Origin of the sequence: Brumimicrobium glaciale (genome assembly GCF_004152935.1) — a bacterium.
GTDB lineage: Bacteria > Bacteroidota > Bacteroidia > Flavobacteriales_D > Crocinitomicaceae > Brumimicrobium > Brumimicrobium glaciale.
Map to the genome: position 1 here is coordinate 855,866 of NZ_SETE01000001.1, position 24,027 is coordinate 879,892.

Genomic DNA, 24,027 nt, shown 5'->3' on the forward strand with positions numbered 1-24,027 from the left:
CAAAATGTATAACCTCTAAAGTCTAACCTCTAATGTCTTAAAGTCTAACATCTAATCTCTAACATCCCAAGAATATTCACTCAAAACCCTAACAATTGTCTAAAATTGATATTCAAATCTTTTAAATCGAGATCTTTAGTTTGATCAATTTTCTTACTCACTGGAATTCCCAAAGCTGAAGCTTTTAGTGTTCCTTCTAATCTCAATTTTACCGTTCCACCCATCGCAATTTTCATGAGCTTCATCATTATTCCTGGCTCAAGTAAAACCTCCACTGGTACGTTCTCCAAAGTGGTAGTTTTTCTTTTCATTTTGTACTTTTTCAACAAATATGCTTGACCAACGTATTGATCATTAAGGTATAAGTTGAAAGTAGATTTTCTTACCTTTAATTTATAACCATTTGGATTATAAGCTGAAACATCTACGTTAAAGGACAATTTTTCTCTATTAATATTGTCAATCTTAAAGTTTGATATCCCTTTAAATTCAGGGTTTTTAACACAACTCGTTACAATAAATAACAGTGAGAAAATAGCGAAAATGAGTTTGAATCCTCTCATTATGATTTACTTAATTTTGTAAATTCTTCATAGAAATAAGGAATAGTTTCAATTCCTTTATAGAAATTGAAAAGACCGTAATGTTCATTTGGCGAGTGAATTGCATCACTGTTCAAACCGAATCCCATCAATACGGTTTTTAAACCAAGCACTTGTTCAAAAAGCGCAACAATTGGAATACTTCCACCACTTCTCATTGGAACAGGTTTTTTACCAAAAGTCTTTTCCATTGCATTGCTAGCTGCCAAATATCCATCAGAATCGATAGGTGTAACAGCTGGTAATCCGCCGTGATGTGGTTTTACTTTAACAGTTACCGAATCTGGCGCAATACTTTCAAAATAGTCTGTGAATAGTGCCGTAATCTCTTCTGGTTCTTGATGAGGTACTAAACGCATTGAGATTTTAGCAAACGCTTTTGATGGCAGTACAGTTTTCGCTCCTTCACCAATATAACCTCCCCAAATTCCATTTACATCTAAAGTTGGTCGAATTGAGCCTCTTTCACGTGTTGTATATTCAGCTTCACCTTGAACGTTTTTGATGTTAATTGAAGACTTATATTCCTCCTCATCATAAGGTGCTTTTGCCATTTCAGCTCTTTCTTCTTCTGAAATAACTTCAACTTTATCGTAAAAACCAGGAATTGTAATTTTATGTTTATCGTCTTGTAATTGAGCAATCATATCCGAAAGCACATTGATTGGATTGGCAACCGCTCCACCATAAAGTCCCGAGTGTAAATCTCGGTTTGGTCCAGTAACTTCTACTTCAACATAGCTTAAGCCACGCAATCCTGTAGTAATGGAAGGATTGTCATTTGAAATAATTCCAGTATCAGAAACTAGAATAATGTCTGCTGCTAATCTTTCTGTATGTTCTTTAATAAAAACACCAAGATTCTCACTTCCAACTTCTTCTTCACCTTCAATCATGAATTTTACGTTACAGGGCAATTCACCACTTTTGCTCATTGCTTCAAAAGCTTTGATGTGCATGAATACTTGTCCTTTATCGTCACATGCTCCACGTGCGAAAATTGCTCCATCAGGATGGATATCAGTTTTCTTAATAACGGGTTCAAAAGCAGGAGTATCCCATAATTCAATTGGATCTGCTGGTTGAACATCATAATGTCCATAAACCAAAACAGTTGGCAGTTTTGAATCCATAATTTTCTCACCGTAAACGATTGGGTGACCTGCAGTAGCGCAAATTTCAACTTTGTCTGCTCCAGCTTCTGTTAAATGTTGTGCAACCAATTCAGCTCCTTTTCTAACATCTCCATTGTGTGCTGGATCTGCTGAAACTGATGGGATTCTTAATAATTCAAAAAGTTCGTCTAAAAACCTTTGTTGATTGTTTTTTATAAAATCTTGTGTCTTTTTCATGAAAATTCGTTTTTCGTAAAGTTATAAAATTCTGCCGATTTTGCTGAATCAAGTAGGGTTTGATTTGATGAAAAAATGGTGTTTTGACTGCTTTTTTTGATTTAATAACAAGAAAAGCCATTTTATTTCCAAGCTATTTAATTGTTGTAAATGAAGAATTTTGAAGTTTGATGAAATTTCATGCATGAGAATAATTTCAATATTGTATTGAAATCAAGATTTAAGAAACCAATTTTGGAGGAATATTGTGCTGATGTTTATTGAGGTTAAAGAATTCAAAAGCAACTTTTTTTTAGATATTTGCGTCTTTTCAATATAATACCCAAAAAACATCGTATGAAAAATTGGATACTTCTTTTATTATCGGCCTTTGCATTTTCTTCTGCTGGAACTTTTGCTCAGCAACTGAACTTGGTACAACCAACAATGACACCATTGCAAGCAGTTGAAAACGTGCTTTTAGGAGCAGGGATAAATGCTTTTAATATTACCTATAATGGTTCTGCCGCATTAGCAAATCAAGTTCAACAAGGAGTGAAGCGTTTTAAGAATACAGATCCAAATTTCCCGATTTCTGGAGGAGTATTAATGCATACATCAGGAGCTCCAAATATTTCTGATCCGGATTTGGCTATGATTACACCAAACCCGATTACAAACGGTTCTATCATAGAATTCGACTTTGTGCCATCAGGAGACACGCTTTCTTTTAATTATATTTTCTCATCAACTGAATATAGTGGTTTTACTTGTTCTAACTATAATGATGTTTTTGGATTCTTTATTTCCGGACCTGGAATTAATGGACCATTTTCTAATAATGGAATCAACATTGCGACAGTTCCAGGATCAAATAATATTCCTGTAGGAATTAATTCGGTGAATTCAGGTTCGCCAACAGGAGGTGGGAGTGCATCAAACTGTGCTGCTATTGATCCAAACTGGCAAGCTAATTCAGTATTTTTCACCTTGACCCATAATACAATTTATACAGCTGCAGGTCAACCAATGAGTTCTTACAATGGAAGTACGGTTTTGTTGCCAGCCAACTCTAATTTGTCATGTAGCGATACTTTTCATATTAAGTTAGCTATTTCTAACTGTTTTGATACAGGTTTAGACTCAGGTGTATTTCTTGAAGCCAATTCATTTTCTTCTAATCTTATTGATATTTCAATTCAAACAAGTGCTGATTATTCTGATACATTATTAATTGAAGGTTGTATGGAGGCAACTGTCGCTTTTACACGTCCTTCTACTAATTTGAATGATACTTTAGTAATCGATATTCAGGTTGGAGGTACAGCAGATACATTAACAGATTATCCTGTTTTTGCTCCTGGAGATTCATTGATTTTTCTTCCTGGTGTAGATACAATTTTTGTGACCATTAGTCCAATTGACGATGGTGTTGCTGAAGGGCCGGAAAGTATAATTATTTCTGCATACTCGATCACTGTCTGTGGAGATACCGTCTATTCCTATGGAACTATATGGATTGATGACAAGCCCAATACGACCACAATTGCTTCTGATACAACCATACTCTGTGCAAACGACAGTGTACCTGTTTGGGCAACCACAGAAAATGGTTTTCCTCCCTATACCTATAATTGGAGTAATGGAACAACAGGAGCCAATTCATTTGCCGCAGCAACAAGTAATGGTCCAACAACTTATATAGTTACAGCTACAGATGATTGTGGGTTTGAGAGTTCCGATACCACAACAATTATTTTGAATCAGACATTGAAGATTGATTCATTGATTCAGAATCCTGCAGATTGCGGTGTAGATAATGGATATGTAGTTGGTTTTGGACACGTGCCTGGATATACAGGAACACCAAAATTCAAATGGACTGGCCCAGGAACAGGGGGTACTGCTTTTACAAATGCATCTGTATGGTCTGATAAACCAACCGGTTGGTATTATTTTAGCATCACTGATGATGTTTGTAGTGTTTTAGACAGTATTTTCTTAGAACAAGATCCGCCACCAACAGCAGATTTTGATGCTGATCCAGCATTTGGATTTGCTCCGCTTGATGTTACGTTTACAAATAATTCAGATCCTGCGACAACATATTATTGGGATTTTGGAAATGGCGAAACTGCAACAGTTGGGAGTTTAAATGATCAAAACACAACTTATTTTGAAGAAGGTGTGTACACTGTTACATTGGTTACTGAAAAAGGTGAATGTACAGATGAAACAGCTAGAAAGATAATAGTTACTCTTCCTTTAGGATACGAAATGCCAAACGTATTTACTCCAAATGGAGATGGACAAAATGACTTTTTTACTTTGAATGCAGAGAATGCCCAAAGTTTGGAAATTGTAATTCTTAACCGTTGGGGAAATAAAGTTTTCGAAAGTACTGATGTAAACTTCATGTGGAATGGAAAAGTGAATAACTCTGGTGCAGAATGCTCTGATGGAACATACTTCTATAAGTTTGAGATTGTTGACTTATCAGGAGTGAAAAAAGAAGAACATGGTTTTGTTCAATTGGTCAATGATTAAAAGTTATATAACTTAAGTGAACAAAAAAAGAGGAGCTAATTGCTCCTCTTTTTTTGTTAAATGAATATTTTTACACGTCTTTCGGGTCAGTTTCAAAAGTTGGGGATTAAGTTTTTCTTTTTACTAAGAATCCCCAAAAAAAAAGTTCTACATCGACAAGCCACAAGAAAACCACTTTTTACTAAAAGTCGCGCTTAATTTGAAATGCAGTATAGATTGAAAAAAAAATCGACTTAATTTAGCTTGTTTAAAACAATATTCATCTCCGTAAATATAATATGCTCCAGTATTTCCTATACCTCACTCAACAAACAATTCCCTGTCATTTCTGCTGGCTTTGTTATTCCCATTCTACTCAAAATAGTAGGAGCAACGTCAGCAAGAATTCCATCATCTAAAACTAGTTTGTCTTCCGTTACATAAACCACAGGAACAGGATTAAGTGAATGAGCTGTATTTGGAGAGCCATCGGGATTAATTGCCATATCCGCATTTCCGTGATCTGCTATTACAATAAATTCATATCCTTTTGATTTTCCTGCTTCAATAACTTTTCCTAAACAAGTGTCTACTGTTTCAACCGCTTTGACAATTGCTTCGTAAATTCCAGTATGACCAACCATGTCTGGATTAGCAAAGTTTAAACAAAAGAAATCTGGTGAATTTTGAAGTAAATCCTCTGTAATTTTAGCGGTTATCTTTGGCGCACTCATTTCTGGTTGTAAGTCATAAGTAGCCACTTTTGGTGAATTAACTAAAATTCTTTTCTCCCCAGAAAAAGGTATTTCTCTTCCACCAGAAAAGAAGAAAGTTACGTGAGGATATTTTTCTGTTTCTGCAATGCGCACTTGCGTCTTATGATTAGAAGCTAAAACTTCTCCCAATGTATTTTGTAAATTGTCTTTATTGAAAATCACATTAACATCTTTAAAAGTATCATCATAAGAAGTCATTGTGAGTAGATCAATTGACAATGGTTTCATGGCATAACCTTCAATCTCTTGTTGATTAAGCACCGTGATGATTTCTCGTGGACGGTCTGTTCTAAAATTGAAACTGATCACTAAATCACCATTCTCAATTGCCGTATTTTCTTCACCATGATTAATAACAGAAGCTTTAATAAACTCATCTGTTATTCCTTCTGAATACCAATAATCGAAAACATGATCAGCGGAATTAAAACGTTTTCCTTTTAGATGAGTCATCAAATTATATGATTCTTCAACTCTTTCCCAACGTTTATCTCTGTCCATTGCATAATATCTACCAATGATACTGGCTATTTTTACTGGACTATCAGCAATGTGCTTTTCTAAATTGTTATAAAATAGCTTTCCACTTTTCGGATCACAATCTCTTCCGTCGGTGAAACCATGGATGTATACTTTTTCTAATTTATGATGATTTACTAAATCACAAAGTGCGTGTAAATGCTGCTGTGAACTGTGCACGCCTCCTTCAGAAATAAGGCCCATAAAATGAACTTTCTGATTGTTGGCTTTTGCTTTTTGAAATGCTGATGTTAAAATATCTAATTTAAAGAATTCTCCATCTCGAATAGATTTATTGATGCGTGTCAATTCTTGATAAACAATTCTTCCTGCGCCAATATTTAAGTGACCCACTTCAGAATTACCCATTTGTCCTTTCGGTAAGCCCACTTGTTCTCCAAAAGTAGTGAGTCTGGCATTGGGGTAGTTTTTTAGTAAATTGTCCATAACCGGCGTTTTAGCGTTATGAATCGCATCTGATTTACTTTTGTCACCAATTCCCCAACCATCAAGAATTATTAATCCAACTTTTCTATTTTCTTTCATTTCTAGTGATTTTAAAATGAGCTCCTTTTGGTTTATTCGGAAGATAAACAATAGTGTCACAATGGAATTTAAGCAAGTTTTTAACGATATATAATCCTAATCCTGTGCCTTTTTGAGCTCTGGTTTCTTCATTTCCTATGCGAACAAATTTACTAAAAACATCTCCTATATGTTCTTGTGGAATTCCATTTCCATCATCCTTAACTCCCCAAGTGATTGTATTCTTTTTTCTAAATAAATACACCTCGATTTTTGCATCTTGTCCTGCGTACTTTAGCGCATTTTCAAGGAGGTTATGCAAAACAGTTTCTATTACAAATAAATCAACTTTTGTGATAATGTGCTCTTCGATTGAGATTTGAACAGGAATTCTCGTTTTTGACCATTTTTCAACCATTTGAGTCATTTGCTCACTCAAATTATATTCTTCAATGTTTAATTGTAATCGGTGATTTTCGATACGTGTAGCGGTCAAGATATTTTCAATCATTTCCTCTAATCGCTTGTTTTCAATAATGGCTTGTTTCAGCATATCTTCCTGCTGATCTCTGTCCAAATTCTTTCTTTTTAATAAAGTTTGAAGATAAAGCTTGTTTGAAGTTAATGGTGTTTTTAATTCATGCGTTACAGAAAGAAGAAAGTTATTCTGACGGCTTGATAATTTCATCTCTTTTTGAATGGAATTTCTAATTTTCCATAAGCCAAGCATAAGAATCAAGAAAAAGACGAGTCCTTCCCCAATAATCATAAACATGCGTTTATTGGCGGAGTCACCAGAATTGATTTCAGAAGAAAGATCAATAATATGATAGCCCCACCATACAAACTGCATGACAACATAAACTCCTAGAATGTAGAAAAATATGGCTGTTTGCTTTTTCATAATTATTACTTAATAAGCACGTCCACCAATCCCTTCAATGTAATTCATAAATGCTCTATTCACTACTTTGTTTCCTCCTGGTGTTGGATAATTACCCGTAAAGTACCAGTCACCTTTATTGTCAGGACAGGCTTTATGAAGATTTTCAATTGTTTGATAAACAATAACAACCTCAGATTTCATATCAACAGGAGTAAGTAGCTCAGCAATTTTTGCTGAAACTTCATTCGCTGTAAATGGTTCGTAAATTTCTTTTACGTAGTTTTTAATTTGCTCTTTAGGATAGTTTTGTTGCTCTACACATTTCTTGTAAACTTCATCAATAATGTATCCTTTTCCTTTTTCCTTTAAGAGTTCAATCGCTGCTTCAAAAGCAATGAAGTCACTCATTTTCGCCATGTCTATACCATAACAATCTGGATAACGGATTTGTGGAGCAGAAGAAACAACCACGATTTTTTTAGGTTCTAAACGGTCTAAAATTCGAAGAATACTTTGCTTTAACGTTGTTCCACGAACAATTGAATCATCTATTACAACAAGGTTGTCGACATTTCTTTCTACAGTTCCATACGTGATATCGTAAACGTGAGCCACCATTTCATCTCTCGCATCTTCCTGCGTAATGAATGTTCTTAGTTTGGCATCTTTTATGGCGATTTTTTCAAAGCGAGTTTTCCTATTCAAAATAGCACTCAATTTCTCATCCGTCATATCGCTTCCTAAAGCTTTTATCGCCTCCATTTTTTCGATATTCAAGAAGTCTTCCAGACCTTTCATCATTCCATAAAATGACATTTCAGCCGTATTTGGAATAAATGAAAATACTGCGTTGTCTAATTCATTATTTATACTTTCAATAATTTGAGGAATAAGGAATTGACCTAGTAATTTTCTTTCTCTGTAAATATCATAATCATTTCCTCTAGAGAAATAAATACGTTCAAAAGAACAAGCTGCTCTCTCTGTAGGTTCGTTAATTTTAACCTCGCTTAATTCACCTGATTTTTTAATGATTAATGCATGTCCAGGGGTAAGCTCTTTTATATCGTCTTTCTTTAAATTGAAAGCCGTTTGAATAACTGGTCTTTCAGAAGCGACAACACAAATTTCGTCATCTTCATACCAAAATGCTGGACGAATTCCTGCTGGATCTCTTAAAACAAAAGCGTCTCCATGACCAAAAAGTCCTGACATTGTATATCCACCATCCCAATCTTCTGAAGCGCGTTTTAATATTTTTTGAATATCTAAATGCTCAGCAATTTTAGAAGTGATTTCTTTATTGTTATATCCTTGTGTTTTGTATTGTTTGAATAATCCTTCATTTTCAACATCCAAGAAATGTCCAATTTTCTCAAGTACGGTTACCGTATCTGATTTTTCTTTTGGATGCTGACCTAAATTTAAAAGAACTTCAAATAATTCATCAACATTGGTTAAGTTGAAATTTCCTGCAATAACAAGGTTTCTTGTCATCCAGTTGTTTTGACGTAAAAATGGGTGACAACTTTCAATTCCGTTTTTTCCAGAAGTTCCGTAACGCAAATGACCTAAGAACAATTCTCCAGTAAAGCCAACATTCTTTTTTAAGAAGTCAACATCTTTCAATTTTTCTGGACTGTGTTCAGCGATTTCTTCAAAACGCTTATTGATTGTCGTGAAAATATCTTGAATTGGTTTTGGATCAACAGATCGACTACGAGAAATGTAGCGTTCTCCTGGACTCATGTCTAGTTTGATATTTGCTAATCCAGCACCATCTTGACCACGATTGTGTTGTTTTTCCATCAATAAATACATCTTGTTCAAGCCATAAAAGGCTGTCCCGTATTTATCTATGTAGTATTCTAAAGGTTTTTTTAAACGAAGAAGTGCTATTCCGCACTCATGCTTGATTGCATCACTCATGGACTTGATATTTTTCTTTTACAAAAATAGTTTTAATATCTCTTTTATCCTTATAAAAATGGAAGAGTGTTATTAATTCAATTTTAAAAGCAACGAAACCGCTTTGAAATGAGTCATATTACTGATTGAATGACTGATATTTAGATATGGTCTTATTATTGATAAAATTACATTTTGTATATTTGAATGATGACGCGATTGATACTTCTGTTTTTACTGCTTTTTTCGTTTGCTCCAATTGGTTTTGGGCAAGACGGAGAATCGTGGTTTGAACCCAATCGAGGTCAATGGGACAGTCAGATTCTATACAAATTAGGACTGCAAAAAGGAGATTTCTTTATTGAAAAAGATAAATTTACTTATGCTTTAAGCGACTTAGGAGATGTTTATCATGCAGCTCACGAAGGAGAAGAAGTAGATGAAGTGAAACACCACACCATTCACAGTCATTTTATAAATTCATCGTGGAAAGGAAAAGTTGTTGAATCAGACAGCTCAACATTCTATCAAAACTATTTTTTAGGAAATGATAAATCTAAATGGCAATCAAAGGTGGCTTCTTTTAAATCTTTGCGTTTTATCGATTTCTATCCTGGAATTGATATGATACTAGAAGTTTTACCAGAAAATCTAAAATATTCTTTTGAAATAAAAGCAGGAGTTGATCCTTCAATTATTCAGATTTTTCATGAAGGAATGGAAGGTTTGAAAGTAGAAGAAGGTAGAGTTGAAATTCAAACCCGTTTTGGACCGATTATCGAAGATGGATTGCATGTTTGGAATGTATCTGATGAAAATAAACGCAGAACAGTGAATACTGAATTTAGAAGAAATCAAGATACAGTCAGTTTTTATTTTCCAGAAGGCTATGATACAACTTCAACATTAATTATTGATCCAAGTTTAACATTTTCCACATTTACAGGTTCAACAGCAGATAATTGGGGTTTTACAGCTGCTCCGGATTTGGCGGCTAATCTTTATGCAGGAGGAATTGTTTTCGGAACTGGATATCCAATATCGACTGGAGCTTATGATGGGACTTTTAATGGTGGAAATGGATTTTATCAAATTGACATAGGAATTAGTAAATTCTCAAGCGATGGAACAAATTTAATGTATTCTACTTATATAGGTGGAAACGGTAATGAAACACCTAATTCTATAATAACGAATGACCAAGGAGAACTTTATATTTTAGGCACAACTGCTTCAACAAATTTTCCATTGTCGGCAAATGCTTATCAAACGAGTCATAACGGAGGGTCAACAACAACACAGATTTCAATTTCATTTAACGGAACAGACATTGTGTTGGCTAGGTTGAGTTCAGATGGATCGGCATTAATAGCCAGTACTTTACTCGGTGGATCAAGTAATGATGGAATAAATGTGAGTGGTCTAAATTATAACTACGGAGATGTATTCAGAGGAGAAATTATTTTGGATCAAAATGGAGATGTTTTAATAACAAGCACAACGCAATCCAATGATTTCCCTATTGTGAATGGTTTTGATAATACAATTGGAGGCAATCAAGATGCAATTGTGGCTAAGTTTAATCCAAATTTAACGACTTTAATTTGGTCAACTTATCTTGGCGGTTCTGCTGATGATGCGGGATATTCAATTCAAGTTTCTTCTGGCAATACCATTTATGTAAGTGGAGGAACAAGATCAGTAAATTTTCCTGCGACAGGTGGTCATCAAACAAGTTACCAAGGAGGCGCTGCAGATGGGTTTTTAGTTGAATTGAATGCAACTACCTCAAATTTAATAAGCGGAACATATATAGGGACTAGTCAATACGACCAATCGTTTTTTGTACAATTAGATCTATTAGACCGTGTTTATGTATTTGGCCAAACGGCAGGAGCGATGACCATTAGTCCAGGTGTTTATAGTAATCCAAATTCAGGACAATTCATAAGACAATATTCAACAGATTTATCCACCTTAAATTGGTCTACCCTAGTAGGGGGAGGGAATGGTGTAGTTGAAATTTCGCCCACAGCATTTTTGGTTTCCAACTGTAATGAAATATATTACACAGGTTGGGGTGGTGAAACCAACCAATCTATTCAAGCAACAGGGAGTACATCTCAAGGTTTTCCTACCACTGCGAATGCATATCAGACGGTAACAAACGGAAACAATTTTTATATAGGTGTTTTATCTGAAAATGCAGTTGCTTTGAATTACGGAACTTTTATGGGAGGAGTGGCGAGTAGTTCAAATCATGTAGATGGCGGTACTAGTCGTTTCGATAAACAAGGAAGAATTTATCACGCTGTTTGTGCTGCTTGTCAAGGAAATGCCAGTGGATTTACAACAACTCCTGGTGCTTATTCTGAAACCAATAACAGTTCAAATTGTAACCTTGCTGCTTGGAAATTTGACTTAGGTTCGATGTTTTCAGCAATGACTTTCCCCGATGTACCCTATTGTCCAGATGATACGGTGTTTTTTGTCAACAATTCTGAAAATGGAGATTCCTATTATTGGGATTTTGGTGATGGAAATTCAAGTACAGCAACAACTCCATACAATATTTATACTTCAGGTGGGATTTATGATGTAATGCTTGTGGTGATTGATGATGATGCTTGTTTTGATTCGGACACAAGCTATTTATCTATTGAAGTGGGAGATTTTAGTGGGGCAGTTGTAATACCGCCAAATCAAATTTGTCCTGGAGAAGATTATCAATTTCAATCCTCAGGTGGTACGACTTATGAATGGTCGCCAGCTTCATTTTTAGATGATCCAAATATTTCAAATCCTACAGCAACAATTAATACGACTACAACTTTTACAGTTATCATTACTGATTCATGTGGTGCAGATACGTTATCCGTAACTTTAGAAATCTTTCAAAACAATTCGAGCGCCGTTTCAGACATAGAAATATGTATAGGCGATACGGTAGTTATTTGGGCAGAAGGAGGAGTGGACTATAATTGGACAAGTACTGATCCTTCCTCTATTGTAGGCCCTTCAAATGAAGATTCTTTGCGCATATCTCCTAACTCAAATATGACTTATACTGTGGATATAATTACGGTTCAAGGTTGTTCACTAACAGAACAAGTAGATGTCTTTGTTTTTCAAGGCCCACCTCAACCGATAGTTAGAGATACTGCTTTTGTTTGTGAAGGTGATGTTGTTAATCTAACAGTTACTGATGCGCCTTCAATTGTTTGGTCGCCAAATATTGATATTAATACGACCATCGGACAAAGTGTGATTATTTCAACAACAGTAAATAGATGGTATTATATTGATTTTACAAATCCGTGTGGAACAGTAAGGGATAGTGTTTACATTAGTATAATTGGGACTTTTCCTAATGCAGGAAATGATACAATAGTATGTCCAAAAGATACCGTAAATCTTTGGGCTAGTGGAGGAGTAGCTTATGAATGGAAGCCTGCGGGTAGTGTGATTTCTCCAAACTCAGCTATCACCACTGCAGCACCAAACAATCCAACGGTTTACACTGTGTATATTACCGATGAGTACGGATGTGGTTCAAGCGCGACTGTAAAAATTGATCATTTCCCGATTCCATACGTTAGTGCAAGTGCAGATTATTATGGATTTGTTGGAGATGAAGTACAATTAAACGCTAACAGCAATAATCCTGGGAATGATTATTTGTGGTCGCCAGCTCAATATCTTTCATGCGTAGATTGTAAGAACACAATAGCCAAACCAAATGAGTCCATCACTTATACTGTCGTTTTTACTGACGAGAATGGTTGTTTAGCAACTGATGAGGTAAGCATTCATTTCGAAGGAATAATTTATGTACCCAATACATTCACTCCTGACGGCGACGGTATAAATGACTATTTCTCTATTGAAGGAGGGAATATTACAGAATTTCATTTACAGATCTTTGACCGATGGGGAGAATTAATCTTTGAGAGCTACGATTTGAATGGCGTTTGGAATGGAACCTACGGAAATAAGATTTGCCAAGACGGAACCTACGTTTGGAAAATCGTATATGAAGATGTCGCAAACAATAAGAAGGAATTGGTTGGTCATGTTAACTTGTTGAGGTAGGTGAAGTTTTGGATTCTACCTTGATTTTAATGGATTAAAACCTTCAAATTAATTGAATAATCTATTCGTCTCCAAAAAAAACATTCATTTGCAAAACCTTAGGAGTATATATTGATAAATTCACTCCGACAAGCACTGTGCAAGTCATTGCAAGACTTTTTCTCGGATTTTAATGTTAAAAATGTAAACGGTTGATTAGTAGATTGGTGTTCAGCTGGTGAGCTGCACTTTCAGCGCGTAGAAAACATCCTTAAATTTAGCAGGACGCGTTGCATCCTGCTGAATTGAGTTGGACTTTCAGCCCGAATAATCAACAATTTCTTTAGTCTGAAAATTCAGAAATACGCTGTAAAAAAGCAATTTAGCCCTCCTCTCCAAAAAGATTCCTCAATCATAAAAGCTTAGATCTTAGTGATTTTCAATATGAAAACCTCTGGGGTTATAGGGTCAAAAAGTGGATAAAGGGTTTATACGGAGGATTTTTGTAGCATATAGTGACCATTTATAAATAGAGACAAGCATTTTTATAAATCAGCAATTCTCCAGCCTGAAAGGCTAAATTATTTCAACCCAAGGCATCGCCATGGGTTTGAAATAACATAAAAAAATCCAACGCCTTGAAAAGGCAACTCAACAACCTTCATAATCCTTAACTCATAAAAGTTAGATAACTATTCTCAAATTTGCTTAACCTACTTCCAACTTCATTTATCCACCATTTCCCATTCAATTATGGCTAAAATGTTTAGCTTTGTTAGAAAATAAAATAAAGCAGATGTACGGAAATTTAAAAGATCATTTAGCAAAAGAATTAGAGCAAATTAAGGCCGATGGCGTTTACAAAAGAGAACGTGTAATTACTTCTCCACAAGGAGCGGAAGTAACTGTGAAAAGTGGAGATGAGGTAGTTATTATGTGTGCTAACAACTATTTAGGTTTGTCCTCGCATCCAGATGTTATTCAAGCTTCAAAAGATGCTTTGGATTCGCATGGTTTTGGAATGTCATCAGTACGTTTTATATGCGGAACTCAGGATATTCACAAAGAATTAGAGAAGAAGATTTCAGATTTCTACGGAAAAGAAGATACAATATTATATGCTGCAGCTTTTGATGCAAATGGTGGAGTTTTTGAACCATTGTTTGGTGCGGAGGATGCAATTATTTCTGATGAATTAAATCATGCTTCTATTATTGATGGAGTGCGTTTGTGTAAGGCACAACGTTACCGTTACAAACACAGCGACATGGCTGATTTAGAAGCGCAATTAATTGCAGCACAAGACCAACGCCACAGAATTATCGTTACAGACGGAGTATTCTCAATGGATGGTGACTTTGCAAAAATGAATGAAATTTGTGATTTAGCAGATAAATATGATGCACTTGTAATGAGCGATGAATGTCACTCTGCAGGATTTGTTGGAAAAACTGGACGTGGAGTTCCAGAATATTACAATTGTATGGACCGCGTTGATATTATCACAGGAACATTAGGAAAAGCATTAGGAGGAGCAATGGGAGGTTATACTGTGGCCAATCAAGAAGTGATTGATATGTTACGTCAACGCTCTCGTCCATATTTATTCTCCAACTCACTAGCTCCTTCATTGGTAGGTGCTTCAATAAAAGTATTTGATATTTTGAGTACGAATACTGACTTAAGAGATAAGTTAGAAGAAAACACACTTTATTTTAAAGAAGCAATTTTAAAAGCTGGTTTTGATATTGTAAAAGGAGATTCTCCAATCGTTCCAATTATGCTGTATGACGCAGCATTATCGCAAGAATTTGCTGATAAATTATTAGAAGAAGGAGTTTATGCTATTGGATTCTTCTTTCCGGTGGTTCCAAAAGGAAAAGCGAGAATTCGTACGCAAATTTCAGCTGGACATACTAAAGCTCATTTAGATAAAGCTATTGCAGCCTTTATTAAAGTTGGGAAAGAGTTAAAAGTTATTGATTAACATATTCTAATTACTGAGATTTGTGTTGTTTTAATGCAAATCTCAGTACTTTTATATCATGAATAGAAGAACCATAAATGCTGTAATTATAATCGGTGTATTGTCGATTGTTAGTATTTTAATGGTACAAGTTTTTTGGATTAACAGAACAATTAAGGCTCAGAAAGATGCAGTAATTATTCAAGAACGCCAAGACAGCTTAAATGTCCGACAATTTGAGGAATCTGTTCGTGTTGCATTGAGAAATACAGTTGAAGAAATAGGAAATCATCATGTGGATAGTTCTTATCTATATGGAGCAGTAAAGCAAAAAAGCTCTAATTACTTTTTAGTCGACATCAACGAAAATTTACATCCTTATTATCTAGAGCAATTATTAAAACGAACGTTTTATGAGCACAACATTACGCAAGATTTCCAATATGGTATTTATGACTGTTTTAACGACAGTATAGTTTACGGAAATTTAATACGTTTTTCTAGAGATTCAATGTATGCTCCTGCTACAGATGCCAAGATAGGAGTGACTTCTCCCCAATTAAGATGGAAGAGGGATGGACATTATTTTACGGTTTACTTTCCAGAAATAATATCACAATCGAGTAATGAAATAGTTGTTTCTAATTCACCTTGGTTATACTTTTCTTTCATTATTATAGTGCTTTTAATTTTCTTTGCTTTCTCTGTTTCTGTGATTATTAAGCAAAAGAGAATGTCGGAAGTAAAAGCTGATTTTGTAAACAACATGACACATGAGTTGAAGACGCCAATATCTACAATTGGTTTATCTAGTGAATTATTGATGCAGAATGATTTTTCTAAAGATCCAGAAAGATTAAAAAAATACGCAGAAGTAATTTATAAAGAAAACAAACGTTTAGAGGAGCAAGTTGAACGCGTTTTGAACATGGCTAAACTGGATAGAAATGAGTTAGATTTTCAAGTCGAGCCAGTTGATATGCATGCTTTAATCGAAGAAACTGCAGAAAACTTCAGGTTTAATCAGACTTTAACTGGTGGAGAAATTGTGCTTGAATTGAATGCCGAAAGGACAATTATTAGTGCAGACTTGGTGCATATCACTAATGTAATTCTCAATTTATTAGATAATGCAGTTAAATATTCTGAAGATCCTACACAGGTCAAAGTGAGTACTAAGAACAAGAATAAAGGAATTGAAATAAGTATCCAAGACAATGGGATTGGAATAGAGAAAGAACAATTTAAGCAAGTGTTTGATAAATTTTATCGTGTGCCAACAGGCGATAGACACGATGTAAAAGGATTTGGATTGGGCTTGTATTATGTGAAATTAATTATTGACAAACACGGTGGGAAAATGAGTGTGAAAAGTAAGCTCGATCAGGGAAGTACTTTTACTTTTTGGATTCCCACAACATTAAATTAAAAGAAGATGAAACCTAAGATATTACTAGTTGAAGATGATACAAATTTGGGATTTATTGTTTCCGATCAATTAAAAATGGAAGGCTATGATGTAGCACTTGCTTCTAATGGAATGGAAGGATTTAAGCGCTTCAATGAAGAGTCATTTGATTTGTGCATTTTTGATGTTATGATGCCAAAAAAAGATGGATTTAGTTTGGCTGTAGATGTTAGGAAAATCAATAAAACTATTCCTATATTATTTCTTACAGCCAAAGCTATGACAGAGGATAAAGTCAAAGGTTTTAATGTGGGTGGAGACGATTACCTGACCAAGCCATTTAGTTCCGAAGAATTAAAGGTTAGGGTTCGTGCATTGATGAAGCGTGTAGATATTCATGTTGGAAAGGAAAATGAAGATCTAATTGAATTTGGACGTTTTGTTTTTGATGTTTCCAATTATACTTTAACGAGCTCAGATTTTGAGAAAAAACTCACTAAAAAAGAAGCTCAAATATTAAAGATTTTAACGAAGTTTGAAAATCAAGTGGTAGCACGAGAAATGGTGCTTAATGCGGTGTGGGGAAAAGATGATTATTTCGTTGGACGTTCCTTAGATGTTTTTATTACCAAGCTTAGGAAATATTTAGTTGGAGACTCCAATGTAACAATTGAAAATATTCATGGAATTGGATTTAAATTAATAGTGGAAGAAGTTACTGAATAAAGTAGGATTTATTGGTCTTAGAAATAGTTAGAACTATGCCCTTTAGTCCACTTTGCTTTAGCTTATAAAAGCCTTTATATCAGTCATTAGATTTTGATGTTAGAAGAAAAAAGGCCTAATGTCTACTCTCTTAATATTTTGATAGTTAGTGTATTTTAATCTTTTATGATCCGATGGTGCTTTTTGACTTTGGTGGTTCACTTTCAGTTTGCTTTTTCTTTCTTTTCATTCTCCTCTTTAATGTAGCTTATGAAAACGGAAGGTGTAATACCAGTTATCTTTTTGAAATTAATGGAAAATCTACTGTGTGATGCAAATCCGCATCGTTCAGCCAAATAACTGATTTTATACAACAAGAATTTTGGATCATTTTTTAGGCAATCCACAATGTAGTTGATGCGCAATGAATTGATGTAAGTTGGAAAATCTGATTCATTATGTTTTTTAATTACATAAGTGAGATATCTTTGATTGGTACCTATTTTAGTCGATAATGAGCTCAGTGAAATTTCTTCATCTAAATAGAATTTAGTCTTTTCAATTTTAGTCAACTGTTGGAGAATAGCTTGTTCTTTTTCCTCTGACATGTAGTTTTTGTCCTCTTTCAATTCGGGTGCAATAGCTTTTTTGTCTGTTGAAATAACCTGCTTTTCTTCCTTTGCTAAATTCTTTTCTTCAATAAATGCCAGGAACTTCTTCTTATTTTGTCTCTTATTATAGATATACCAGCTCAATAAACCCATTAGTATAAAAACAGAAATAATTAATAAGGTAATGATTTGTGAATTTTGACGTTGCTCATTTTTTGAGTTAACTCCTTGCTGGTACAAACTTTCAATTAGCTTATTTGAAACTAGCTTTCTTGCTTCTTGGTCATCGTTAATTAACTTCAAGTACTGCTCATTGAATTCAATGTACCTATCATTTTGTTTAGTTTCTTTATAGAAATTGCTCATCATGAAATAAACCTCTTTTTTCAACTCAAAATAATTTGACTCGTCAGCAATATTTTTAGCTTTTAAGAAATACTCTTCTGCTTTTTCATAAGATCCAATTGCCATATATGTTTGAGCAAATCCATTGAAAATAAAACCTTTCTTGGGACTATTAGCAGATTGAGATTTAGACAATTGTTCGTGCGATTTTTCTAAATAATAAAAGGCTGAATCTGTTTGGTTAAGCAATAAGTAAATCTTAGCTATTTCCCCATAGTTATTGGCTAAGTGATAGGGAATGTCAGCTTTTGTTCCTGTCATCAAGAAGTATTCATTAGATTTCTGAAGGTGTTCAATTGCTTTAGGATTGTTCTTTTTCTCTAATTCAATTTGAGCACTTTCTTGTTCAATATTACCTCGAAATCTATTTTTTAAATTTTCGTCCTCTATTTTTTCAATTGCTTCTTTTGCTTTTTTGAAATATATAGCTCCTGTTGAGCTTAGGTTTGACTCTCTATATATTGTTGAGATTAATCCATAGATCCTTGTTAATGAGACATTATCCTTCTCAAGGGTTGCAATACTGTCTGTTTTTATAAGGATACTTAAAGCTTCATTGTTTATTCCATAAGTTCTAAGTAATGCTGCTTTTAAGAGTAGTGCTCTTAGCTTTTCGGCATTATTTTCTGAAATAGAATTTAGAAGATCAACATTTTTAAGTGCTTGTTCAGGATCTGATCCAATTAACTCTTGGGCTGTTATTCTGTAGGTACTATCAAAATAAATGTTTTGAGAAAAACCATGTAAACTTGAGAATAGTATGAGTATAAAAGTGATTATTAGTTTCATGGTATAGTGTTATTAACGGAGCTCTCGGCTGTCTTACAAAAGTATCTATTATTTTAGTTAATTATATGATATTTATTAATGATTTAATAGATTGATTAGAGTATGATTGGTGAATTTTAATTAGATCAGAAGGCTAGTTTTATCAACCTGGAAATCCTCAATTGAAATAACTGCTGTTATATCTTACTAAGATTAACTCTCCTTCTTCATCTTTTCATTCTCTTCTTTTACATAATTAATGAAAGCTGAAGGAGTTGTTCCTGTTATTTTTTTAAAATTAATTGAGAATCTACTGTGAGATGCGAATCCACAATATTGAGCTAAATAGCTGATTTTATACAACAAAAATTTCGGGTCAGATTTAATACAATGCACAATGTAATTGATTCTGAGTTCATTGATGTAAGTAGCGAAATCAGGCGCTAAATGTTGTTTTATCACATAAGTTAGGTAGCGTTGATTAACGCCTATTTTACTGGATAATCCAGTGAGCGAGATATTTTCATCCAAGTAGAATTGTGCATTTTCTAGATCTTTCAAACTCTGCATAATGCTTTTCTCTTTCTCCTCAGAGATGTACCTTTTACTATTGTCAGCTTCCGATGTATCAACCTTATCAATTGTTTTATTGTTTAAGTCATGAATAAAAGCCTCAAACTTTTTCTGATTTTGTTTTTTATTGTAGATGTACCAAATTAATATAATGACCAATGAAAGAGAAAATGCAATTAACCAGGCAATGATTTGCGAATTTTTTTGTTCCGTTACTTCTGATTCTAATTGTTTGTCGTATAGCGAATTGAGTAATTTGTCGGCAACTACTTTTCGGGACCTTTCGTCTTGGTCAACGAGCGTAACGTAATCCTCATTAAGAGCTATGAATTTTTCGTCTTGATTCGTTTCCTTGTATAAATCACACATCAATTTATAGATGTCTTTCTTTAAATCAAAGAATTTTGCTTCATCGGCTATTTCTTTTGCTTTTAAGAAATACTCCTCTGCTTTTTCATAAGATTTTTCTGCAAAGTACACTTGAGCAATACCGCTGAATATTGAGCCTTCCAAAGGGCTACTTTTAAAATCAGTTTTATTTAAATGATCTTGTGCTTTTGCTAAATAATGAAAAGAAGAATCTAATTCATTTAGGTTTAAGAAATCTTCTGATATAATTCCATTACTGATTATTTGCTGATAATTAATATCTACTGTGGTTTTTGACTTTACCTTTAAGAAACGCTGAATTGATTTCCTAGCATGTGCTATTGATTTATGATAGTTTCCGTTGTCGAGTTCAATATTTGCTTTTTCTTGCTCAATATTCCCTTTAAATCTCCACTTCATATCTTCGTCCTCAATCTTCTCAATTTCGATGGCGGCTTTATCTAGGTATTTTAAACTTGAAGAGTAGAGTTCAGATTCTCGGTACAGGGATGATATATATCCATAAATTCTTGTGAGTGAAATATAGTCTTCATTTTTTCGTGCGAGTGCTTCTGATTTAAAAAGGATTATTTGAGCTTCATCATTCAGCCCGTAATACATCAAAAAATCAGCTTTTAAGACTAAAGCCCTTATCCTTTCCGCATCATCTTTTGAAACTTCGTATAAATAGTCTACATTATTGAGCGATTTTTCAGGTTCATTTACCATTATGTCCTGCATTGTTCTCATATACAGATTATCAAAGTCTAGCTCTTGCGAAGTAGCAAAAGAAGAAATGAAAAATGTGATCAATATTAGCGTTAGGAGCTTCATTATTATTTTTTAATCTTTTTAAGACCATAACCCAAACAGGAAAGATTTTAATTAAGATAAATGATTATAAATTATTTAATCTATTTTCATTTACCGACTAAATCTGTGTTTAAGAATGAGGGCGAATTGCGCCTTTTAATCTTGTTTTGGAAGTAAATATAATGATTTTGTGAAATTCCAATCATTTTATTTCACATTGTAATGAATAGTGCCGTAAAATGCATGGATGGAATGATTCCGATTTTCTGTCAATGGTCTAAATTCCAATTGCCTTATATGAAAGTAAAGTAATTAGGAATCTTTTAGTTTAAATGACCGTCGGCTGCTTTATGAGGTCTGAGTAAAAGAAATTTCAGGATTCTCTTTTGGTGGTTTTGCTGTGATTCTAGTAGGAAACAATCATTGTAAAGCAAAATATTAAATTTTAATGCAGTAACTTTTCCTTTTACCAAATATTCATAGTTTCAGAAATAGCCATTAAATTCTTCGGAGGATCTCGTCAGTTGACGGAGGCCTCTTTTTTCTATTAAAACCAAAGCTAATTTGTAACTTTAAAATGATTGTCTTTCATTAATATCAAGGTAGAAACAAATAAATTAATTCAGAGGCTGGAATATTCTAGAAGTCTTCATCTAAATAGAAGCCTTTATTACTTTCATCTCCATCTACCATTTCTTTGACGTCGATTCCTGCTTCTTTCCTTGCTTCTTTATAAACTTCTTCATAATCTTTTGTATAAAGACCTTCAGGAACAACGTTGACATCAAATACAAGCGTTATTTTCTCATCTTCTTTTAAGTTTCCGTAGATATCAATGTGGTGTTCTACAAATCCAATATTTTTATTGCTGTTATAAATTAAGTGTAATTTCCCCTCTCTTCCTGCTGGAATAGACCGGATAGAGGATTTTTTAGGAACGATACAGCCACAGGTAATTAACATGTCATTAAGCACGAATGGTTTTGTTCCTGTGTTTTTTAACGTGAAAATGACATTTAATTCTTGTCCTCTTAAAACTGGATAGTAATGTCTATTGTTGTCTATTATCTCCAGTGTTGTATTACTTTCTGATAAGTCATCACAACCACTCAGTGATCCTATCAACGCAATTCCAAAAATGATATAAATAAGATTTTTCATAATAATTAATTTAGAATACGTATTTCGTCCAATGCAATTTTACTTTTTTTATGTGGTTCTAGTGAAAATAACAATTCAATGTTCTTTACGTTGGATAAATCTAAAGTTAAGTTAAATTCTACAGCTTCCAAAGCCATTTCATTTTCAATATTATCAATAGTCTTGATTAACTTATTGTCTCCCCAAACTTCTATTTTTTCTGGTGGATAAAACCCATGTCTTTTGTTATTTAAGAAACGGAATTGCATGTTCTTTAATCCCTCTATTTTCTCGGTTGAGACTTGAACTTTAAGATCTTTACTACTGATATACCAACCTTGGTGATAGTCCATTGAAAACCCAGGTAATCCATCAATTAAATATTTTGGGTTTTTCGACCCTTCATCAGGGACCGATAAAATTTTAATATTCTCATTAAGAATCAAGTTTTCAAATCGTTTATTTAGAATTTCATTTCTCCATATATTAATGTAAGTATCCAAATCACCGTTCGCTTCTTTGTAACTATTCAAATTAGAGTAATTAACGTAATTCGCTAATTTGTCTACTAATTGATTCATTTCTGGTTTTATAATCAATTCATTTCCATTGATGTCGGCACAACCATTTTCTCCGCTTACTTTATTATATGCAATCTGAAGTTTGGTATATGATAAAGCAGTGTATAATTTAGTGAGTTTTTCTTTTTCATCATTGGATGAATGAACAATGGCATTTTCTAGGGCTCCATAGAATTTTAAAAAATCATTGGGATTTAAATAGGTGGACAAAATCTCATCTATTCCATCATATAAACTGTAGGTTTTGTTTTTTTGAGCGAATGATTTTTCTAATGAAAGATAATAATCAGTTAAAAGCTGGTGATTTTTTGGGTAATACTTTTTAAAGAATGAGGTGCATAATTGATCTATGTTTTCGTTCGTGTTTTTCAATAATGCTCCAGCAACAAAAGTCTTTAAATCTCCAAAAGCCGCATAGTCATAACCACTTCCATTAATAAATACTCCTTCAACGCCTTGACTTTTATAAAATTTCAGTTGTTTCTGTAAGCTATAAAGTGTTGGAATAGGCGTTAGATAATCATCGAAATTAGCCGAATAATCCCAAATGTAAATCTTTGGTGTGAGTACATTCCAAGACTTTAATTCACTTACAAACTTTGCTGTTTTGGGTTGATTCAAGTGCAGATCAACTCCTTTTTTTAATTGTATTGTACTCAGAAAAACTCCTGTATTATCATTCATTTTCTCTTTTGGGAGCGTTCTTGTTGTAAGATAGGATGAAGTAAAAAACTGATGCTTAGGAAATTGATTGCCCATTTTACTTATGAAATTGCTGACTGCAGGAGTAGCGTTTTTTGCAGTATTGCCCATTTCCTTACATTCATCGCACATACAAACAAGATTATTGTCTTGCGGCATAATCATAAAGTGGTACCCTTTCTCTTCACCATCCCCAAAATTGTTTAAAATATATTGCACGAGGTAGGAGAATAGTTCCGGCGAACCAAAAGAGAATTGGTCTTTATTGCGCACATTATTTACCAGAGCATAAATATTGGTATCACTAATTTCTTTCATGACTTTAGCCAAGTTGTGTCCCCAAATACCCCAATCAAGATCTACATTATTGTTTCCTAAAATCAAAGAATTCCCAGGAATCAAGTTATCTACAAAATGTGGGTCGCGGTAGGAGAAATCAAAATTCGCACAATTGGTAGTAAAGTCAATTGTTGATGGAGGCAGGTTTGAAGCTTCAAATCTATCATCTACTTTACTTAACGCTTCCACAAGCTGACTAACTATCCATGTTGCATTATTCTTATTTTTAATAGTGATAGTTAATTTTTGTGTAGTAAGAAGAATGCAATACTCTTTTTCTGAATTTGGATTAACTTCGAAATGAATGGTTTTAAGCTCTTCATTTTCTATCCAGTTTTCTTGAATTAATGATATAATATCTTCTTCGTCTGTATGTTTTTGTAATTCATTATATGCTAGATTAGAAAGAGAAATACTTTCTAAATCTGGTTCTGTTGAAATAACATATCCATTCGCTTTTAGACCAATATGATTCTTGGCAGAACAACTTATTATAGTCATAA

At 33.8% G+C, this 24,027-nt stretch carries 14 protein-coding genes; 5 read left to right on the forward strand and 9 right to left on the reverse strand.

Annotated elements, in window-relative coordinates:
- Window positions 1-80 precede the first annotated feature (80 nt).
- The gene (locus tag ERX46_RS03360; RefSeq protein ID WP_130092412.1) at window positions 81-563 is read right to left on the reverse strand and encodes an LEA type 2 family protein; all 483 of its coding nucleotides are present in this window, start codon (window positions 561-563) and stop codon (window positions 81-83) included.
- Entirely contained in the window at window positions 563-1,954 is a 1,392-nt protein-coding gene (locus tag ERX46_RS03365; RefSeq protein ID WP_130092413.1) for a dipeptidase, read from the reverse strand. The genes ERX46_RS03360 and ERX46_RS03365 overlap by 1 nt, the downstream gene beginning before the upstream one ends.
- Window positions 1,955-2,290: 336 nt before the next feature.
- Here ERX46_RS03365 and ERX46_RS03370 point away from each other — a divergent pair, with 336 nt between their 5' ends.
- The gene (locus ERX46_RS03370) at window positions 2,291-4,480 is read left to right on the forward strand and encodes a choice-of-anchor L domain-containing protein (RefSeq protein WP_130092414.1); all 2,190 of its coding nucleotides are present in this window, start codon (window positions 2,291-2,293) and stop codon (window positions 4,478-4,480) included.
- A 293-nt stretch (window positions 4,481-4,773) separates the two neighbouring features.
- On the opposite strand, the gene gpmI is transcribed toward ERX46_RS03370, so the two are convergent.
- Genes gpmI through ERX46_RS03385 form a run of 3 tightly spaced genes read right to left on the reverse strand, consistent with a single transcriptional unit; the run spans window position 4,774 to window position 9,094 of the window.
- Window positions 4,774-6,300, reverse strand: coding sequence for a 2,3-bisphosphoglycerate-independent phosphoglycerate mutase (gene gpmI / locus ERX46_RS03375; RefSeq protein ID WP_130092415.1), 1,527 nt, complete (start codon window positions 6,298-6,300; stop codon window positions 4,774-4,776).
- Window positions 6,287-7,183, reverse strand: coding sequence for a sensor histidine kinase (locus tag ERX46_RS03380; protein WP_130092416.1), 897 nt, complete (start codon window positions 7,181-7,183; stop codon window positions 6,287-6,289). Before ERX46_RS03380 ends, gpmI begins: the two co-directional genes overlap by 14 nt.
- 9 nt (window positions 7,184-7,192) lie before the next feature.
- Complete coding sequence (locus ERX46_RS03385; protein ID WP_130092417.1) at window positions 7,193-9,094, reverse strand: amidophosphoribosyltransferase; 1,902 nt, start codon at window positions 9,092-9,094, stop codon at window positions 7,193-7,195.
- A 186-nt stretch (window positions 9,095-9,280) separates the two neighbouring features.
- Between ERX46_RS03385 and ERX46_RS03390 the strand changes: the two genes are divergently transcribed.
- From ERX46_RS03390 to ERX46_RS03405, 4 genes are all read left to right on the forward strand, one after another.
- Window positions 9,281-13,165 (forward strand): DUF7948 domain-containing protein, encoded by a 3,885-nt coding sequence (locus ERX46_RS03390; protein WP_130092418.1) that lies wholly within the window; start codon window positions 9,281-9,283, stop codon window positions 13,163-13,165.
- A gap of 775 nt (window positions 13,166-13,940) precedes the next feature.
- Window positions 13,941-15,131 carry a glycine C-acetyltransferase gene (gene kbl / locus ERX46_RS03395; protein ID WP_130092419.1) on the forward strand — a complete coding sequence of 397 codons (1,191 nt, stop codon included), beginning with the start codon at window positions 13,941-13,943 and terminating at the stop codon, window positions 15,129-15,131.
- 58 nt (window positions 15,132-15,189) lie between these two features.
- On the forward strand, window positions 15,190-16,539 hold the full coding sequence (locus ERX46_RS03400; protein WP_130092420.1) for a sensor histidine kinase: 1,350 nt from the start codon (window positions 15,190-15,192) through the stop codon (window positions 16,537-16,539).
- Between the two features lie 6 nt (window positions 16,540-16,545).
- Window positions 16,546-17,244: a response regulator transcription factor gene (locus ERX46_RS03405; RefSeq protein ID WP_130092421.1), complete on the forward strand. Its 699-nt coding sequence runs from the start codon at window positions 16,546-16,548 to the stop codon at window positions 17,242-17,244.
- A gap of 203 nt (window positions 17,245-17,447) precedes the next feature.
- On the opposite strand, the gene ERX46_RS03410 is transcribed toward ERX46_RS03405, so the two are convergent.
- The 4 genes from ERX46_RS03410 to ERX46_RS03425 form a co-directional block, all read right to left on the reverse strand.
- Window positions 17,448-19,028 carry a helix-turn-helix domain-containing protein gene (locus ERX46_RS03410; RefSeq protein WP_130092422.1) on the reverse strand — a complete coding sequence of 527 codons (1,581 nt, stop codon included), beginning with the start codon at window positions 19,026-19,028 and terminating at the stop codon, window positions 17,448-17,450.
- Between the two features lie 192 nt (window positions 19,029-19,220).
- A complete protein-coding gene (locus ERX46_RS17640; protein WP_242494524.1) occupies window positions 19,221-20,783 on the reverse strand; it encodes a helix-turn-helix domain-containing protein in 1,563 nt (520 codons plus the stop codon).
- A 618-nt stretch (window positions 20,784-21,401) separates the two neighbouring features.
- On the reverse strand, window positions 21,402-21,923 hold the full coding sequence (locus ERX46_RS03420) for a DUF1573 domain-containing protein (RefSeq protein ID WP_130092423.1): 522 nt from the start codon (window positions 21,921-21,923) through the stop codon (window positions 21,402-21,404).
- 5 nt (window positions 21,924-21,928) lie between these two features.
- Window positions 21,929-24,025 (reverse strand): DUF4838 domain-containing protein, encoded by a 2,097-nt coding sequence (locus ERX46_RS03425; protein WP_165366131.1) that lies wholly within the window; start codon window positions 24,023-24,025, stop codon window positions 21,929-21,931.
- Window positions 24,026-24,027 lie beyond the last annotated feature (2 nt).

Excerpts from the sequence above, each read along its gene's own strand:
- ERX46_RS03360 (WP_130092412.1), bottom strand. The coding sequence starts at position 563 with ATGAGAGGATTCAAACTCATTTTCGCTATTTTCTCACTGTTATTTATT.
- ERX46_RS03365 (WP_130092413.1), bottom strand. The coding sequence starts at position 1,954 with ATGAAAAAGACACAAGATTTTATAAAAAACAATCAACAAAGGTTTTTA.
- ERX46_RS03370 (WP_130092414.1), top strand. The coding sequence starts at position 2,291 with ATGAAAAATTGGATACTTCTTTTATTATCGGCCTTTGCATTTTCTTCT.
- gpmI (WP_130092415.1), bottom strand. The coding sequence starts at position 6,300 with ATGAAAGAAAATAGAAAAGTTGGATTAATAATTCTTGATGGTTGGGGA.
- ERX46_RS03380 (WP_130092416.1), bottom strand. The coding sequence starts at position 7,183 with ATGAAAAAGCAAACAGCCATATTTTTCTACATTCTAGGAGTTTATGTT.
- ERX46_RS03385 (WP_130092417.1), bottom strand. The coding sequence starts at position 9,094 with ATGAGTGATGCAATCAAGCATGAGTGCGGAATAGCACTTCTTCGTTTA.
- ERX46_RS03390 (WP_130092418.1), top strand. The coding sequence starts at position 9,281 with ATGATGACGCGATTGATACTTCTGTTTTTACTGCTTTTTTCGTTTGCT.
- kbl (WP_130092419.1), top strand. The coding sequence starts at position 13,941 with ATGTACGGAAATTTAAAAGATCATTTAGCAAAAGAATTAGAGCAAATT.
- ERX46_RS03400 (WP_130092420.1), top strand. The coding sequence starts at position 15,190 with ATGAATAGAAGAACCATAAATGCTGTAATTATAATCGGTGTATTGTCG.
- ERX46_RS03405 (WP_130092421.1), top strand. The coding sequence starts at position 16,546 with ATGAAACCTAAGATATTACTAGTTGAAGATGATACAAATTTGGGATTT.
- ERX46_RS03410 (WP_130092422.1), bottom strand. The coding sequence starts at position 19,028 with ATGAAACTAATAATCACTTTTATACTCATACTATTCTCAAGTTTACAT.
- ERX46_RS17640 (WP_242494524.1), bottom strand. The coding sequence starts at position 20,783 with ATGAAGCTCCTAACGCTAATATTGATCACATTTTTCATTTCTTCTTTT.
- ERX46_RS03420 (WP_130092423.1), bottom strand. The coding sequence starts at position 21,923 with ATGAAAAATCTTATTTATATCATTTTTGGAATTGCGTTGATAGGATCA.
- ERX46_RS03425 (WP_165366131.1), bottom strand. The coding sequence starts at position 24,025 with ATGACTATAATAAGTTGTTCTGCCAAGAATCATATTGGTCTAAAAGCG.